Source organism: Paenibacillus sp. FSL R7-0198 (assembly GCF_038000415.1).
Classification (GTDB): Bacteria; Bacillota; Bacilli; order Paenibacillales; family Paenibacillaceae; genus Paenibacillus.
On sequence record NZ_JBBOCB010000001.1, the window covers coordinates 863,631 to 882,773 of the forward strand.

Sequence of the window (19,143 nt, forward strand, 5' to 3'; positions counted from 1 at the left end):
GATCACATTTATATTTTTAGTTATTCTAGAAATCTACTTCAATTAGATCAGCCAGCGTATCCCCGTCTATTAATTCTTCAACCAATTGAATCTTGTTGATCTCAATATGAGGGTCGTTGGCAATGGTTGTTAATATGACCAACAGATTTTGTGACATCGCTTCAATCGTTGTTTTCTCAAATAAAATCGTACTGTATTCAAAGGCCACTTCTAACTTGTGTTGCAATTCGGTAACATACAGCGTTAAATCGAATTTGGATACTCTCGTATTTGGAGCATAAGGCTTACAGGTTACTCCATCCATCTGAATCTCTGAAGCATCTGTATTCTGCAATACAAACATGGTGTCAAACAACGGATTCCTCCGAGCATCTTTGGTTACATTTACTTTCTCAATCAATTCTTCAAACGGATAATCCTGATTCTCATATGCGTTCAACATATTTTCTTTCACTTCCAGCAGATACTCCGTGAATGTTTTATCCCCCGCAGGATAATTTCGAATAGCCAGTGTATTCACAAACATCCCCATAACCGGCTCCAGCTCAGCATGTGTCCTTCCTGCAATCGGCGTGCCTACAATGATATCTTCTTGCCCGCTGTATTTAGATAATAGAATCGTATAGGCGGCTAATAGAATCATATATAGCGTTGTTCCTGTCCGTACTTCCATGTTCCTTAAGCCTGGAAGAATGTCTTCCTGCAAAACAATGTCCAATACATCTCCCGCATAGCTTAGCGTTTCAGGTCTTTCGTAGTCTGTTGGCAGATCCAATAGCGGGATACTCTCACCAAACACAGTAAGCCAATACTTCTCCTGCTTTTTCATCCGCTCACTATGAAGTTGCATTTGCTGCCATTCTGCATAGTCCTTATACTGAATTCGAAGAGGAGATAGCTCCTCTCCTTTATAGAACTGGCTAAGTTCAGTCATCAGAAGATGCACGGATAGTCCGTCTGCAATGATATGGTGGAGATCTACCAGCAATACATGACGCTCCTGCTGAAGTTCAATAAGTCCCACCCTCATAAGAGGTGCTTGCCCGAGATCAAATGTGCGAACAAACTGTTCAATTCGATCTTCGATCTCTGCTTCCGTTGACTCGATCAATTCAATTCCAAAGTTCACTTTAGGGTATACGATCTGTTTCGGTTCTCCATGTATGACTTTGAATCCAGTCCGAAGCGATTCATGACGATGAATCAATTGTTGGAATGCTTCTTCCAATCTGATCCGATCAAGCGATCCTTCCAACATAAACATGCCTGACATGTTGTACATGAGTTCCTTGCCAGCTTTGATGCTCATAATGTACATTCTCATTTGCGCCGAAGAAATAGGATAATATTCTTTTTCCTCTACTTGAGGAATGGACACTAATACATCCTGTTCCATTTGTTCAATAGATTGAGCCATCTGTTCAATGGTCTGCCATTCAAAGACGTTTCTCACCGATATGCGGATATTCAGCTTTTGATTGATTTTGGCGGCCAGCTTGGTCGCACGTAAAGAGTTGCCTCCTACATCAAAAAAATGGTCTTTTACACTGATTTTTTTCACGGCAAGCACATCCTGCCAAATAGGCAGCAACTGTTTTTCGACCCCAGTTTGGGGTTCTATATATTCACTTCCCGTTTGTATGTTTTCTTCTGGACTCGGAAGCGATTTGCGATCGATTTTCCCGTTCGATGTCAGAGGCATGTGATCCAATTGTATAAAGTAGGCTGGAACCATGTAATTCGGCAACACCTTAGAGAGGCTTTGTTTTAACTCTCCCACCGTCAGCGTGGAAACCGCTGTAAAGTATGCACATAATGATTTGTCCCCGTGATCATCCTCATGTGCAATGACGATAACTTCTTTCACACACTCTAGATCTAACAGTGCCGCTTTGACTTCTCCTACTTCGATCCGGTATCCGCGAATTTTAATTTGGTGATCCATTCTTCCCAAATACTCAATATTTCCATCGGGAAGCCATTTCGCCAAATCTCCCGTTTTGTACATTGTCGCTCCCTGGACAAACGGATCACGTACAAATTTTTCTGCGGTCAGCTCAGATAAATTCAAGTATCCTCTACCAACCCCATCGCCAGAGATACATAATTCCCCTACGACGCCTACAGGCTGAACTTTGCCATGTTTGTTCAATACATACAGGCGATTATTCCCCAGTGTTCGTCCAATCGGTAGGTGAGCTCGTTGATTCGCTGTATCCAGGTCCAGTTGTTCTGGAAGTACATGGTATGTCGCAACATCCACACAACATTCTGTTGGACCGTACACATTAATTATGGTTGGAGGCGTTATATGATTGAGAGCAAATAATGATGTGATATCATTTACACTTTGCTGAGAAAGAGCTTCACCGCCAATGAGCATATATTTTAGCGATATGCCTTGAACGTTTTTTGCCTTCGAAAGCAATTTCAGGTGCGCAGGTGTTCCGTCCGTCAAATCAATTTGATGGTGCTGATAATAATTCATTAAATCTTGTCCATCCAGTACCGTGTCCTTGTCTACAATGAACAAGGCATGTCCTGACAGCAGTGCGCCAAAAATCTGCTTCACAGATGCATCGAAATAGTAAGGCGCAAGTAAAGCGACATGCAAACCGCTATGCTGATCATCTATAACTTGACTGTACAACGCTTTAACCAAGTGATGAACCTGACGATGTTCGATCATCACACCTTTTGGCATGCCTGTTGTGCCTGAAGTATAGATCACATAAGCCAACTGCTCGGAATCCCCGGCCGGTTCCAGATTCGACAGATTAGCTACATAGGTTTCTTCATCGTCCAAATCAATCATTTTTCCATTAAACGATACCAACTGCTTCAAATGTTTTTGCGTGACTAACAACGTTGCCCCCGAATCATGCAGGATATAGCGGATACGCTCTTCAGGAGAATCCGGATCAATCGGTACATACGCCCCGCCTGCTTTTAGAATGCCAAAGATGCCAACGATCATATCAACCGAACGATCTGTCAGAATACCTACAAATTGATCCTGCTGCACTCCCTCAGCTCTAAGCGTATATGCCAACTGATTCGCCCGTTCATTCAATTGACGATACGTCCATTGCTCATCTCCAAAAGCGACGGCTAATTGATCGGGTGTCCGTTCCACCTGTGCTTCGAATAACTCCTGAATGGTCTGATTCCGTGAATACGCTATGTTGGTATCATTAAACTCATGTAAAAGAACGTGCTGCTCATGTTCAGACAGCATTTGAATATCGGACAGGGTAGCATCCGGTTCAATCACAATGTCTCTAAGGATGTTGAACAGATGTGTTTTCATCCTGTCGATGGTGTCCCGTTCAAACAGTCCCGTCTTGTAATTAAAGTGCATTTCCAGACACTCATTATCATCCTCAACGATGAACATCAGATCATATAACGATACACCGACATTTAATTCTCTAACTTTAAAGCTGCAATCCTGTTCTTGCCGTTGATTCAACGCGGTATTTAAGAAGATATACATTGTATTAAAAAGCGCTGTCCCAGTGGTATCACGATGTGTGTTTAATTTCTCTACAAGATTGTCAAAAAGATAGTCCTGGTTATCCAATGCATCCAGGGATTGTTTTTTAATTTCCTCGAGATAGGATCGAAACGACTTATTCCCCACCGGCTGTGATCGAATCGCTACCGTCTGGATAAAGACACCTATCATATTCTCGACATCCGGATGGTTTCTTCCTGATGTTGGTGTACCTACAATCAAGTCTTCTTGATCCGTATATTGATGAAGCAGCACATTATACGCTGCCAATAACACCATAAACATCGTAGTTCCCGTTTGTTTCGCAAGTTTCTCCAGCGACTGCTTCAAGTGTGCGTCCAACACAAATGACAATCTTGAACCTGCCGAAGTCAAATGAGGTGTCCGAACAAAATCAGTAGGCAGATTAAGGTTCGGGAGTTCTCCTTTGAATTGATCCAGCCAATATTTTTCTTGCTGCTTATAAGACTCCCCCGCCAGAAATTCTTTCTGCCAAGCTGCAAAGTCTTTGTATTCAATATCAATATCCGGCATGTTTCTTCCGTCATATTCATCGATCAGTTCATTCGCAAGAATGCCAACGGAATATCCGTCCGATATAATATGATGCATCTCAATGAGAATCTCTGCATGATCATCGTTTACACGAATGAATTCGGCACGTATTAATGGCGCTTTGGAGCAATCAAATGGTTTTGCAAACGCCTTAACATGTTGTTCAAATGAAGCAGAGCTTTCCTGAGATCGTTTCACTTCAAAATCAATCGTTGGAGCAATACGCTGGTAAAGCTCTCCATCCATCAGATGGAAACTGGTGCGAAAAGCTTCGTGACGGTGCACGATTTGTTCCAATGACGAAATCAATTTAGCTTCATCGATATTTCCTGTGACCGTAATATGGCCGCACATGTTCTGAAACACACTATTCGGCTCAAATTGATCCAGAAAGTAGATTCGCTGTTGTGCAGCTGACGTCTCATAGAACTCCTTCACGTCCAATGCCTTGATTGGAATGAATGTTTCCTCGTTCTCGCCTGTAATCAGACTGGCAAGCTCTTTCAGACGTTGCTTTTGGAAGAATTGAACGATTGAAATTTTGTGTTGAAACTGCTCATGTACCTTGGATAGCATTACTGTCGCCTTGAGCGAGTTTCCTCCGAGATCAAAAAAGTGATCATGTCTCCCCACTTGATCGAGGGATAATACGTCCTCCCAGATCAAAGCCAGCTTTTTCTCCACGTCATTGACTGGAAGCTCGAATATGGCTGCATGATTAACGTGAGGAAGACGCTCCGTAACAAACCGAGTATACATTTCCTGTAATTGGTCCTGTTGATCGGATGAGAACAACGTCAAAGACGAAATTTCAGCCTCTGGATGACTCACCATACTTTGAAGTAAAACCTTAAATCCTTCGGACCACAGTTTCATCATCTCAGGTCCAATGAGATCGGTATTGTAATCAAAATCCAGGTACAATTCATGGCTAACATCCGTAATATTAAGAAACAAATCGTAAGAAATATGTTTGATCGGATACGACATGAATTCAGTCTCGATATTTTCAAATTGAAGATGATGAATGGTTCTGTCCATATTGAATAAAATCCGTGTATCCGGTGCAGTCATATGAGCAAGCTGTTCGGATACGAGAGTCAATGGAACATGCTGATGTTTCATGACAAGAGCCAGCGTTTCCTTGAGCTGAAGAACATGCTCTACAACGGACTGCTTCATTAACAAGGCATGATGAACAGGTACAATGTTGACACAGTTGCCAATCAGCGCATTTTTTCGCATGTGAGACTGACCCGCTGTAGGCACGCCAATGACAAGGTGAGACTGCCCTGTTAGTTGATGCAAATATAAATGAAACGCTGCAAACATCATTACAAACAAACTGCTCTTATTATTTATACTTAACGTTCGCAAAGACTCCGTTAATTGATGATCCAGCTTGATGGAATACCTTTCACCAGAATATCCCCTGGGCACATCACCGGACTGTACCGTTGGAAGTGTAATGTTGGGATAGGATAAGGAAAATTGTTCTTTCCAGAACTGGACTCCTTCGTTAAATGACCCTTTTTCATCTTCAAGTCGTTGCCAGCTTAAATACTCACGGAATGGAGTGGCTTCAGGTAATTGAACCGTAACCCCTCGGACAAGAGCAGAATAGGTATGTTCCAACTCTTGAATGAATACAGCAATCGACCAGCCATCTACAACAATATGATGAAATGTCAGCACCATAAGGTATTGATCGGCTGCCTTTTTAAGCAAGGTGATTCTAAATAGAGGTTCCCCAGACTGTAAATCGAAGGCTTCATTTGCATCGGCAGATAACCAATTGGAAATTTCCCGTTCTTGATCCTCACCCGCATATGCCGAGAAATTCAACCATGTACATTGAAATTCCATTACGGATCTGATTTGTTGTGTTTCACGATCGGCATGAATGACTGTTCTTAGGGCTTCATGACGCTGTGCGATCTGATTCACGGCCTGATCCAGTGTGGAAGGCTCTATTCCGCCTGTCATTTTTAAAATAACACTCTGGTTTAATGCAGCATTCGCATCTTCCCCATGTAATGAAGTTAACAATAATTGTTTTTGCTCTAAAGAGAGCGGATATTCCGAAACAGGCGATTTACCAGGGATAAACCCCCACTCGCGTAGTTCATGGATCGTCTCTTTCACGATTCTGATTATCGTATCCATGTCACCCATGGAATGCACAGTCGATATAAAACAGTTACGACCTTCCCAAATGTATAAACCTTTATAAATTAAATGGTAGAAGAATAATTCCATATCTCCAAATGATATAAATCGAAATAAAGATCCATAGTTCACCATTTGCATCGGTACATTCGCTGTTTTGAAAAACGCATTTAATTCTTTTACAAGATAATCTGTTTTTTCATTTAATTCCTTATATAAGGTTTCTGCTTCAGATTGAAGATATTGTAGTACCGTTAACATCACTCTCATCGTAAGAGGGTGTGTACAGAAGGTTCCACCGACAAACGTTTTCTTATCTGCATCGGAAGGGTAAGAATTATCACCAAAGTTCCAGGTTCCACCATCTACCGGATTCATAAATTCAGCCTTACCGGCGACTATGCCAATAGGCAGCCCGCCACCGACCACTTTCCCATACGTAACCAAATCTGCTTGAACGCCAAACCATTCCTGCGCTCCACCCAATCCAATTCTGAATCCAGTGATGACCTCATCGAAAATAAGTGCAATGCCAAACTGTTTCGTGATCTCTCTAAGTTCCCGTAAGAATTGTGTAGGCTGCAGATCAGGTCTTCGACTTTGCACCGGCTCTACAAGCACAGCAGCCAATTCATCACCCAGGTTCTGAATCATATCCAGTGATTGCGGATGGTTATAATTAAGAATAATCAAATCTTCCATAGCGCTATTTACAATACCAGGAGCCATAGGCAGCGCAGACGATAAAACATCCCCAGGATTCGCTACACCCAACACGCCGTCATGTGTACCGTGGTAAGATCCTGAAAATAATACAACTTTGGAACGCCCCGTTGCTGCCCTTGCTAAACGAAGTGCAACCATGACAGCTTCTGTTCCTGAATTATAAAATGCGACACGCTCTACACCCGTCAGCTCGGAAATTTTAGCTGCAACATCTCCTGCCAAATCTGACATAGGGCCCAATGGAGGCAATTGTTCCTGGAGGCTATCTGCTATTACATTTTGAATAAAAGCTGGATTATGACCAAATAGATTTACACCAAATCCCATCGTCAGATCCAAATACTCGTTCCCATCCAGATCCCATAACTTAGATCCCTCTGCACGCGTTGAAATGATGGGATACACCATTTCCTTCCAATACGAGCGAAATCCGGATACATTGCGATTATTCGCATGGACTAAACGTGTTTGGCCTGTTTTTAATTTGGAGCCTTTGGTTCTTGCGGTATACTTGGCTATAAATTGTTCAACATACTGGTTCTGAAGCGGTGATAATCCGCTCTCTTCATGAATCTTCAACGATTGATACGGTATAAAAGGTTTAGCTTCCTTCGAATCCGAATTGGGTTGGATCTCTTTGGTTGGTTTGGTTTCATGATGTTTCATTTCCAAAAGAGGTGATTGAACAGCATTCATTTGTTCGCCTAACAGCACATTCAAACTTTTTAATTGAGATTCCATAAGCTGAATGGCAGACATCACAATTTGTTCCGACACATTCCCTGATGATTTTGCCGTGTTTATATTGTTCACAGATGCCAGATTTCGTTGTTCAGTATGCTCGTGCACTGTTTGATTGTTTATATTTTCAGATACATCATGATGCTTTATATTCTCTGACACATACTTAACTAAGGAATTAATATTTGTAAGGGTTTCAAAAAACATTTCCATCGGGATATCCAAACGGAACAGCTCTGAGATCTCCTTCTGAATTTGCACAAGAATGATGGAATCCAATCCCATTTGGAGAAAATGAGCTTGATGATCCAGCTCTTCCAACTTCAAACCAGATGCACGACTGATGCTTGTTTTAATCTTTAATTCAATATCGTTTGTATTCATCTCCATTTGAACCTCACTCCTCCCAGACCTATGCTCCGCTGGTATCGGCTGTTTAACTTCAATCCAACACCGTTTCTGTTCAAATGGGTATAACGGCAATGGAATTTTCGAAATGACTTCATGGTTATAAAACCTTTCCCAATCTATCACTGCCCCCTGTGTAAATAACTGACCGAGTTCATTTAAAGATTCTGCCTTTCCCTGAACATAGAGATGATCGCTAACAAGCGTTTTGTCTTTTTTGGCATAACCAAAATAAACATTTGACAGTTTGCTCTCTCCGCTTGCAATTCGTTTCAATTTTTCATGTAATTTTTGTGTACTCGTGACTACGATGGCAAGCCGATAATCCAGATTAGCCCTTCCCGTACTGGCTGTATAACAGATTTGTTGAATGGAAACATTCGTGTGATCGGTTAGATATTCATGATACGTTCTGACCAATTCATCCAGCGCCCGTTCCGTGGCAGCAGACAGAACAAATAGATTAGGCTCTTGGGACATCCTTTTATCTACTGTTTGGGAGGGAACATATTCTTCGAGGACCACATGCGCATTGGTACCACTGAAACCAAAAGAACTAACCCCGCATCGTAATGGGCCCTCTTCTTCACCAAAAGCCATTAATTCCTGATTCACATAAAAAGGTGAAGCTTCAAACTTAAGCAGGGGATTGGGCTTGTCAAAGTGAACTAATGGTGGAATCTTTCTATGTTGAAACATAAGAATAGATTTAATTAATCCAGCGATCCCCGCTGCTTCAAAGCCATGTCCAATGTTAGCTTTGGCAGATCCGATTGCACAAAATTGTTTCCGATCCGTATATTTCTCAAAAGCTTTACGCAAAGCATTGAACTCAACCGGATCACCTAATTTTGTCCCTGTTCCATGTGCTTCAATAAAGTTAAGCGTATCAGGAGAAATGCCGGCTTCTTTCCATGCCTGTTCGATCACATTGGTCTGTGACTCCGGGTTAGGTGCTGTGATTCCTACCGTCTTGCCATCCTGATTAATCGCACTTCCCTTAATCACACCATAGATATGATCCCCGTCCTTAATCGCTTGCTGCATTGGCTTCAACATGACCGACCCAACACCTTCACCAAATCCCGTGCCGTTGGCATCTTCGCTAAACGTTCTCGTCAATGCATCTGGAGATTCCATATCCAGTCCGATACTAATCGGTAATAATGCTGTTCGAATGCCTCCTGCGATTGCCATTTCGCAGTCTCCAGCGAGCAATCCTTTACATGCCATGTGAACAGCAACAAGTGAGGAGGAACAAGCGGTATCAATCGTTAAGGCCGGGCCTTTTAAATTCAAGAAATATGCAATTCTGCTCGCAAGTACAGATGGTAAATTTCCAATGATATAATTTTTGAGTTCTGCGGGGTAACTCGCCGTAACGAGCCGTTCGTAATCATATCCAACTTTGGAATACCCCACGTAGACGCCTACATTTCTTCCATTAATTCCTTCCCCTGCATAGCCAGCATCTTCAATCGTATGCCATGCCGTTTGCAAGAACATCCTTTGATTCGGGTCCATAAATTGTGCAGTTTTTGGGGTTATGCCAAAGAAAGAATAGTCGAATTGATCAATTTGATCCAAGTAACCACCCTTGATCCATTGAATTTCGCTCATTTCACTTTGCATGGATTGTATATAATCCGCTGCGTCTTTTATCCGACTTTCCGGGTAGTCCCGAATGTTATGCGTTCCATTTTCCAAAACACGCCAAAAATCGCCTGCATTTGATGCACCAGGGAGATTCAAAGACATACCGATAATAGCAATATCTTTGGATGGCGTATGATCCTCTTGAGTTTTGTTGACTTGCATGGTCTCGCTGTAGCCTCTAGCCAGATATGCTGCCAATTCAGTTATCGAGGGATAGGTAAAGAGGTCCGTAACAGCAAGTTCTTCTCCGTATTTTTGTTCTATACGTTCAGCGATTTGGGCCAGCTGTAATGAAGTTGCACCCATATCAAAATAGCTATCCTCAAGTTCAACCTTTTTCCCAACCAGCACTTCAGAAAATAGTGAAATCAATTCACGTTCTATGACTCGAACCGAAACAGCAGCCACTTCTTTTGCCTTGTCATTGTCATTCTTGATCCAGTCATGGATGAATGCAGATTCTGTTGAGAATTTGCCTGCTTCATACTGCTTGGCTAACTGATACCGCTGGATTTTCCCACTTGTTGTTTTGGGTAATTTTTTGATGGGCAGTACCTCTTTGACACTCCATCCCCCTTGTTTATATAGATGTCTTTTGATTTCTTTAACAAGAGGCAGGAAGTGTTCGATCTTTTTTTTGTACACGACAAACACAATAATTTCTTCACTTTGACTATTCGAATCATACACACCACAAGCAGCAACTCTTCCAAGTTCAATATCATGTAATTGTATGGCAACACGTTCAATGTCATGGGGATATACATTTTTACCATTGATAAAGATAATGTCTTTTTCTCGCCCTGTTACAACCAGTTTTCCGTTCATGATGAAACCCAGATCGCCTGTATTCACCCATCCGTCGTGCGTTAATAACTTCTCCGTTGCTAGTGAATTATTATAATAACCTTGGGTGACGTTATCCCCCTTGATTTGAATTTTTCCAATAACCAAATCGGGAACACTGTTCATTTCCTCATCGCAAATTCTAACATGGCAATAATCAACTGCCTCGCCAACGGCAACAAATGATGCCACATGTTCAGCATGTTTCTCGACTTCGATGACACGCTCCCCTAAGTTCAGATGTTCCCGGTGAACGTACACCGCAGTAAATTCTTCTTCCACCTTGGGAAAGGAAACAGCAACAGAGGCCTCTGCTAATCCATATACGGTAAACATGGCTGTTTTCTTTAAGTGATATGCTGCCAATACATTTAGGAATTCATCACACACTTCGGGTAATATAGGTTCCGCCCCATTATAGATGACTCTGACAGAAGACAGATCCCATCCCTCCGCTTTGTCTTCGCGAAAGAAATTCAGGAAATATTTATAACCAAAGTTAGGGGAAGACAGTATGGTTGCTTTGTGTTCATTTACTTTTTTCATCCATAGAATCGGTTTGCGGATAAATAATTCCGTTGGAAGCAAGTACTGATGAATTCCTGCCACAAGGGGTACGAGATGAAATCCAATCAAACCCATATCATGGGTAAGGGGCATCCAGGAGAGAAAACTATCTTTTGAACTAATTTGTGTGCCATTAATAGCAGCACAAGCATTATAAATGAGGTTTCGATGGGTGAGCATTACGCCTTTGGGATCACCGGTTGATCCAGAAGAGAATTGAATAAATGCCAAGTCATCAGACTGAGGTTCAACTATATTATTAATAGATTCATAATGATATATGGTGTCTTGGATCATATCCGTTCTGACTTCTAATTGATGATGGAAATCAAGCATGTCATGTTCCAAAACAAATCTCTTCATTTTATCCAGCACATTCTCAGATGCAATCATGAAAGGGTTATTTAGCAAATTCCAAATACGGCATACTTTCAAGTTTTGTTCTTCATCTTCACCAATACTTACAGGGATAGGGATCATTCCACCGAGTATACAAGCCCAGAATGCGACTAAAAACCGTTTGTTTTCTTGAATCTGAAAAATAATCTCTTGTTTAGGTTTAATTCCGATGGCTTGTAGATAACCTAAATACCCTTGTGCCTCAGTAAATAATTGATGATAAGATATAAAAGTTTCACGTTTGTCCGCATCGATAAAACGAATACCGCGGTCCGTTATTTTACCTCTGTCGCGGATAATATCCACTAATGTTTGAAACTGATTAGTATACATATCTCTCCTCCAAATGAATCATCTCTAACATGCTTATCTAATTATTTACACATATTTCAAGCAAAATTTTACCATAGAAATATATGTAAAATCAATCAATTTATTGTTACTATATGGTAAAATATAGAGATTGAATAGCGGACTTTTTACATATTGATGACAAAACGTCTGAATATTCAACAACTTCAGAGCGTATCCAACGACAAACAGACCACCTCATAATGAGATAGCCTGGAATGTTCTAGAGGTCTTGTGAGCAAACAAAACGTACTAGATTGCATTAATTAACGCAGTTTCATCTATTGAAATTTGTTTCGCTGTAAGAATCGAATGACATACCTGTAGAGCATCATTTATCTCTTCTTCGCTGAGTTCGTATCCATTCTTGTGTATTTGTTCCTTTACCCGTTGTAATTGATGAAATAACGGCTCAACCGTTTGGGTATATGCTATCGAATCTTGGTTATAATTCCGTGAAATGAGTGCGGTTACCATTAGTTCTGATAACAACTTTTTACGAATCGTTAACCGCTTATTCTTCCTTTCTTGTGTATTTGTAAGCATTAGTAAATCGGAAGGCTGACCAAGGGAATAAGGTACAGTACCCTTCGTTATTTTACTCATAAGACTAACTAACACATGTTTAGAACCCAACTCTATAACTTCAGTAACCCCATTTTCAACCAGATAAAGCATAGACTCTGACCATCTTACAGGCATCGTCATCTGCATGTTTAAGTAATCCACGACAGATCGATCACACTCATAGGGTGCTGCTGTAACATTTGAAATAATCGGGTATTTTGCATGGGCATATTGATATCGATCCAATTCAACTTTGAATTGTTCTGCTGCGGTTTGCATCATGGGAGAATGATAGGGACCACTTACATTGATATAAGAATGTTTCGTTCCCAGGGATTCTGTCCTTTTAATAATTTCTTGTATAGAGTGCCGATGTCCCGAAATGACAAACTGTTGGTCAGCGTTCATACAAGCCACACAGGCAGGGTGTTCTTTTGTTGAAACTTCTTCGCATATGTTTTGAAGTGTGTCTAATTGAATGTGTGAAATGGCCACCATGGTCCCTTGCTGATGCGGGTCTGCATTGTGCATAATGATCCCTCGTTGTCTCACAAGTTTAATAGCGTCACGAAAAGATAGAACACCAGCGCATACCAGCGCCGAATATTCTCCCAAACTATGCCCAGCCAAATAAGTGGGTCCCATCCCTATTTCTTGCATATAAACTTGATAAGCAATGACACTTACAGTCAAAAGTGCAGGCTGCGCGTTCATCGTCATTGTCAAATCATTCAGACTGCCTTCAAAACAAAGTTTTCTTAAATCGAAAGAAATAGCATCACTGGCTTCTTCAAATAGCTTTTTAGCTACATCGAAGTTATTCCAAAAGTCTCTACCCATCCCAACCACCTGAGAACCTTGTCCAGGAAACAACAGAGCTACATTACTCATCCAGCATCCTCCATGTATCAACTTTATATTTCATGCACTTCGACAAATTAAAACCAATAAATTCCTTGTTTGCAAAATTTATAATAAACTTTCATTGGGAGTTATGCAATAATAAAGTCAAAAGGAGGGTCATCTATATCTATGAACGGAAAAAAATTCGTGATTCTTTTTGGGCTCCTCGTTGGCCTCTGTGTTGGAACATTTAGTGTTGTTCTTTACTGGATCTTGTCTGTAGTCTGAGTACTATGCAAATAGACACCTCCATTGAAGAGATGCCTGTTCCTTTCTGATCTGATCCTTCAAGACTCACGATTCTCCTTATCCTCAGAGAAACGGATTCCTCTTTATTTCAGATCCGATTTTTTCGCTCACTTCGTTCTCTGTATCACTCAACATCTGATCTGAAGATGGTACAGTTGAATAATCGCCCTGTAATACAATTACATACAGCCCCTTACCTGGAATCCTAACTTGACATACAGAATTTTCTTTGTTCATGTTGATCAGCTGCTCCATTAAGTCTGAAGCCGTTATAACTTTTTTCATCCGAATCCCCTCACCTTTCTACGGATTTACACCTACTGCGAACGGACGTGCCCCCACCGGAATGGTAGCAATCACCGTATTCGTTTCGCCATCGATCACAGAAATGGTATTGTCATCTTGATTGCTTATATAAACTCGATTGGTTAACGGATTGGCGCCCGCTCCGTTTGGATTAATTCCGACAGGAACAGTAGCAATCACCGTATTGGTTAATCCACTAATTACTGAAACATTATCCGTATCTCGACTTGGGACGTAAATGGCGTTTGTGGAGGTATTAACCGCTACTTCAGCTGGTGTAACGCCGACCTGAATGGTATCAATTACGGTATTCGTCACACCATCAATAACGGAAACCGTATTACTGGTAAAATTCGATACATAAATACGGTTTGTGGCTGGATTGACCCCTACACGGAATGGATTAACCTGAACGGGTATCGTAGCAATCACCGTATTGGTTACTCCATCGATCACAGACACAGCATCAGAATTAAAATTTACTGCATAGATCCGATTGGTTAAGGAATTGACGCCTATACCCGTTAAAAAATTGAGTCCCGGAATAGTGATAGTATCAATCACCGTGTTGGTCAATCCATCAATAACGGTTACATCTTCAGTTGTGTCCAATGAATTAAAATTTGCTGTATAAATAGCATTGGTCGATGTATTGACCCCTACGTCACTTGGCTCGCTCCCAACCGGAACAGTAGCAATCACAGTGTTGGGTACACTATTAATGACGGAAATGGAATTACTGCCTCTGTTTGCGACATAAACACGACTCGTTAATGGATTGACATCAATCCCTGCAGGATTCGTCCCCACAGGAATGGTAGCAATCACCGTATTCGTTTCGCCATTAATGAAGGAAACATCATTACTATCAAAATTGGCTACATATATGCGGTTGACTGACGTATTATCCCCCTCTATTTCAAGTTCGGAAGAAACTAATCGATGTGCGGCAACTAGCTGACCAGTTTCATTTTTGCCCCACACGGAAATCTCCGTCTGCTCCATAGCTACACCTTCAACTGTAAAGACAAATTCAAACGCATCAAGATTGGCAAAATAAGTTCTTGTCACTACCTGATCCGGAGCAAGTGAAATCTGCTCGCTGACATATAAAGTCCTCGTAGCGGTCAAATTATACCCTTGTATCAAAACAACGGATTCATCCAGAGAATTCCTGTTATCAATTTTAACGGTAACTTGTTGTGTTGGCCGTACATCACTGACGGCATTATTCTCGATAGGTCCGGTTGATAGAATGGCCATTTCGATTCTCTCCTTCACTTAGATGTTATGGTTTGATTAGAGAACCCTTTTGTAAAAATATAAATTGATCTGTTTAAACCAAAATAAAGACCCTGCAATAATATATGCAGGGTCTTAAATAAGGTTTGGGACAAAGGATATACCTATTACCCGTTTTTATCTCTCACCTTGTTTTCTTTAACAAGTGATCAATCCATACTTCACAAAACTATGATACAATCCATCTTCCTCTACTGTTCCAGTAATATCATCTGCAATGGCTTTCAGTCCAGGCTTTGCATTACCCATGGCAATTCCGACGTTACAAAATTCCAACATCTCGGCATCATTCATGCCATCACCAATGGCGAATGTATCTTGCTGTGACATGCCCAGATGCTCCAACAAATCGGCGATCGCAATCGCTTTGTGAATGCCAGGGATCATCAGTTCACCACTTCCTTCACCAAAGATCGGCACAGTGCACTGAATGACTTCGAATTTCCCTTCAAACTCTTGCTTGATCCGCTCAAACGGGATGGCCGAGCTCTCCAAGAAACATACTTTGTTCACGTCATCCTTGTACAAGTCGGCCTCTCCATAAGTCAATCCAGCAATAAAAGGGTGTGGCTTCAGTTCCTTCTTCTCTCTGGCTACAGGGTCATTCTCCAGATCACCATAGATACGGCGTTCCAGGTGAGGTTGAAGATTGCTACTCGCATACAGAGCCGAATTGGATTCAAGGTAGAAGTCAATGCCGTTTTCATTGAAAAAATCGACCATATGTCGAACATCTTCCGCTGTTACCCTTTTGTGATATAACACGTCCTTGCCAAACTCCACATAACCCCCACCTGCACCAATCAGACCATCGAATCCGACATCCCAGATGGAATCATAAATTTCTGCTTTGGATCGGCCTGTACATAAATAGAGCAGATGCCCATTCTCACGAGCCTGTTTGCAAGCCTTCTGTGCTGACAACGGAATACTTCCATCATCGTCAACCAATGTGCCATCAATATCAATAAAAACAATTTTCCGCTTCGTTTCGTTCATCTGCTTAGCCCCCATCATGTATGTTGTCTATGTCTAACCGAGCGAGTGCCGACAGGCATTTTCCTTATACAAAATTACCTATTCCGTGGTGTTCGCTGATCGATCAACTTCTCCAAAAATCCGGCAAAAGAATCCGCGTATACTTCTCCCCCATTACCATCACAATGTCATTTTCCTTCAATAAATTCCAATGGTCACTTACGTGCGAACTTGTCCATATGTACGGTTTGCCAGTCATCATCCTGCTCAGCAATAACCGTAAACCCTTGGCGTTTCCAGAAATCTACGGCTCCTGGCAAGAAGCGATGTGTATGCAAATACAGCGTCGTATAGTGCATATCCTTCACCACATTCTCCAGTTCCTTTAACATCATCGAACCAATGCCGTATCTGCGATACTCAGGATCTACATAACATTTCACAATTTCGGCTGCAGACTGAGCTTCATATCGTCCTTCCACGGCTTCAATTCGCCCATCATATGGCAAAATCCCAATAGAACCAACGATGCCCGCATCCTCCATCATTGCAACAAGAAAGATCGCATCGTTAGAGTCCAGATAATGTTCTCTGAACTGCTCGAAGTCCACAGGCAATTTCGTATGACCCATCATTGGAAACACTTCTCTGCGTACACGCATGGCAAAATCAATGGCATCATGAATCTGGTGTGCCTGAACTGGTGTGACTGTTGGTATACTCTGAAGTTGTGTCAATAAATCCACATTCCTTATCCTCTGTATTAGGAGCTACTTCTTGGCCTCCTTGAATCTTGTTCGCCAAGATCGGCTCTCTTCATCTCATCTTACCGAATTTATCCCGTCCTATCAATCTATCTGTACTACTAACCAAATTGAAAGAGTGCCCACGCAGTCTGATAGAGTTCGCATACGATAAGGCGTGTCACAATCCATATTGGAGGGAGAAACGCTCATGTGGTTATGGTTAGGTGTTTTTGGTTTCATTTTGCTAGCAATAATCGTGTTCGTGTATCGTTATCTGGACCGACGTGCCGAGAGCAAGTTTCACCCTCATGCTCCCAAGCAGCTCTTAGTCAAATTCAAGGAAGGTACAACCGAGGATGAGATGCACACCCTTCACAAAAAAGGGAGATGTAAGGTCGCTGAGACCTATGAAGATTTAGGATGGTACCGTGTGGAATCCCGCAAAAAAATGCACCGGATGCTTAAACATTACAAAGATCATGAGTTTATTGAACATGCAGAGCCGAATTACCTCGTTGAGGCTTCCTTCACTCCTAATGACCCTTTCTTTCCTTATCAGTATAACCTGTCCAAAATCAATGCACCCGCTGCATGGGACATTACTCAGAGTAACAGCTCTGTCAAAATCGCCATTATTGATACCGGTGTACAGCTGAATCATCCAGAATTGGCCTCCAAGCTCCTTCCCGGTTATGATTATGTTGATTATGATAACATCCCTGAGGACGGGAACGGTCACGGCACCCATGTAGCTGGGATCGCTGCCTCCGTTACCAACAATGGTGTGGGTATTGCAGGCGCTGCACCACTCGCATCCATCGTTCCGCTCCGAGTACTGGATAACAGCGGGCAAGGAACGATAGGTAATGTCGGTAACGGGCTTGTCTATGCTGCCAATAACGGTGTACAGGTTGTTAACCTGAGCCTTGGTGGTCCGATGGGAGACGCTTTCCTTCAAGCTGCCGTACAATATGCTTGGGATCGAGGAGCTGTGATTATTGCTGCAGCCGGTAACGACAACACTTCATTCCCAATCGTACCCGCCTCGTATCCCAACGTGATTGCCGTTGCTTCAACCAACCCCTCCGATCTCAAATCCAATTTCTCCAACTATGGTTCCTGGGTGGATATGGCTGCCCCGGGTGATACCATACTATCCACATACCTGGGTGGTTCCTATGCCTACCTTAGCGGTACGTCCATGGCTGCCCCTCATGTGGCTGGAGTAGCTGCACTTCTTGCTGCACAAGGAAAAACAAATGCTCAGATTCGGGATGCGCTGTGTTTCGCTTCTGATCCGGTATCAGGCTCCGGGATCTACTGGACATATGGTCGACTGAATGCTTATCAGAGCTTGCAGGTGCCATAATACACCTACTATCGCTCATGATTGCACACATGGCATATCCTTTCCATTTTTACACAAATAAAAAAACGAAGGGGCATCTGCAAGTGAGATGCTCCTTCGTTTGGTTAGAAAGTATTCGATGTTACACTTTTGCTGCCCAAAGCTCTATTTCAATTTTAATCTCTGGTAGACCTAATGCCGTAATATATCCAATCGTCATTGCAGGATAATCCGTACTAAATAATTGTCCCCACTCGGCATATAAGAAATCCCAATCGATTTCCTCGGTTGCCCATACGTTCACTTTGATAATATGTTCAGCATCTAAGCGCTCAGATTCGAGCACTGTTTTAATATTATTAAATGTATTAGTGACTTGCTCATTCAGACTCTCTGGAAAGCGTCCATTATGATCTGCTCCAATTTGACCCGAAGTCACAAATAATTCTGCATTCCTCGGGATTCTTGTAATATGCGTGTACTGACCTACAGGAGCTGGCATATTTTCTGGATTTGTTCTAGTAATTTTGTCAATATTCATTTGGATTACCTCATCATTCTTAAGATTTTTCTGCGTTACTTCCTAGTTTTCTTCCGATTTTGGGCAGACTTCACCCTTGGAATAGATTCTAGAAAAAGACAGCAGTGGAGTATCCATATCCCGAAGATATAAACGCAAGTGATTTTTTCTTCATGAGCGGATGCTCCTCCCTTCTTAAGTGACAAGATTCTCTTCATTTCTTTATTATATCTGAAAGCCGCATCAAGGGTCAAATTCATCCCCTCATAAACAAAGAGCAATCCCATAA

General features: G+C 41.9%; 8 protein-coding genes. 1 reads left to right on the forward strand and 7 read right to left on the reverse strand.

The window, feature by feature from the left end; all coding sequences use genetic code 11:
- Positions 1 to 25 precede the first annotated feature (25 nt).
- The 6 genes from MKY87_RS03540 to MKY87_RS03565 form a co-directional block, all read right to left on the reverse strand.
- Entirely contained in the window at positions 26 to 11,917 is an 11,892-nt protein-coding gene (locus MKY87_RS03540; RefSeq protein ID WP_340962951.1) for an amino acid adenylation domain-containing protein, read from the reverse strand.
- A gap of 270 nt (positions 11,918 to 12,187) precedes the next feature.
- Positions 12,188 to 13,393, reverse strand: a complete 1,206-nt coding sequence (gene fabD / locus MKY87_RS03545) for an ACP S-malonyltransferase (RefSeq protein WP_340962953.1) — start codon at positions 13,391 to 13,393, stop codon at positions 12,188 to 12,190.
- Positions 13,394 to 13,717: 324 nt separating this feature from the next.
- A complete protein-coding gene (locus MKY87_RS03550) occupies positions 13,718 to 13,939 on the reverse strand; it encodes a hypothetical protein (protein ID WP_340962955.1) in 222 nt (73 codons plus the stop codon).
- Positions 13,940 to 13,957: 18 nt separating this feature from the next.
- Positions 13,958 to 15,223, reverse strand: a complete 1,266-nt coding sequence (locus MKY87_RS03555) for a YncE family protein (RefSeq protein ID WP_340962956.1) — start codon at positions 15,221 to 15,223, stop codon at positions 13,958 to 13,960.
- 177 nt (positions 15,224 to 15,400) lie between these two features.
- Positions 15,401 to 16,261 (reverse strand): Cof-type HAD-IIB family hydrolase, encoded by an 861-nt coding sequence (locus tag MKY87_RS03560; RefSeq protein ID WP_340962959.1) that lies wholly within the window; start codon positions 16,259 to 16,261, stop codon positions 15,401 to 15,403.
- A gap of 194 nt (positions 16,262 to 16,455) precedes the next feature.
- Complete coding sequence (locus MKY87_RS03565) at positions 16,456 to 16,986, reverse strand: GNAT family N-acetyltransferase (RefSeq protein ID WP_340962961.1); 531 nt, start codon at positions 16,984 to 16,986, stop codon at positions 16,456 to 16,458.
- 208 nt (positions 16,987 to 17,194) lie between these two features.
- Here MKY87_RS03565 and MKY87_RS03570 point away from each other — a divergent pair, with 208 nt between their 5' ends.
- Entirely contained in the window at positions 17,195 to 18,355 is a 1,161-nt protein-coding gene (locus MKY87_RS03570; protein WP_339783180.1) for a S8 family peptidase, read from the forward strand.
- A gap of 121 nt (positions 18,356 to 18,476) precedes the next feature.
- On the opposite strand, the gene MKY87_RS03575 is transcribed toward MKY87_RS03570, so the two are convergent.
- Positions 18,477 to 18,875 carry a RidA family protein gene (locus MKY87_RS03575; RefSeq protein WP_091029198.1) on the reverse strand — a complete coding sequence of 133 codons (399 nt, stop codon included), beginning with the start codon at positions 18,873 to 18,875 and terminating at the stop codon, positions 18,477 to 18,479.
- Positions 18,876 to 19,143 lie beyond the last annotated feature (268 nt).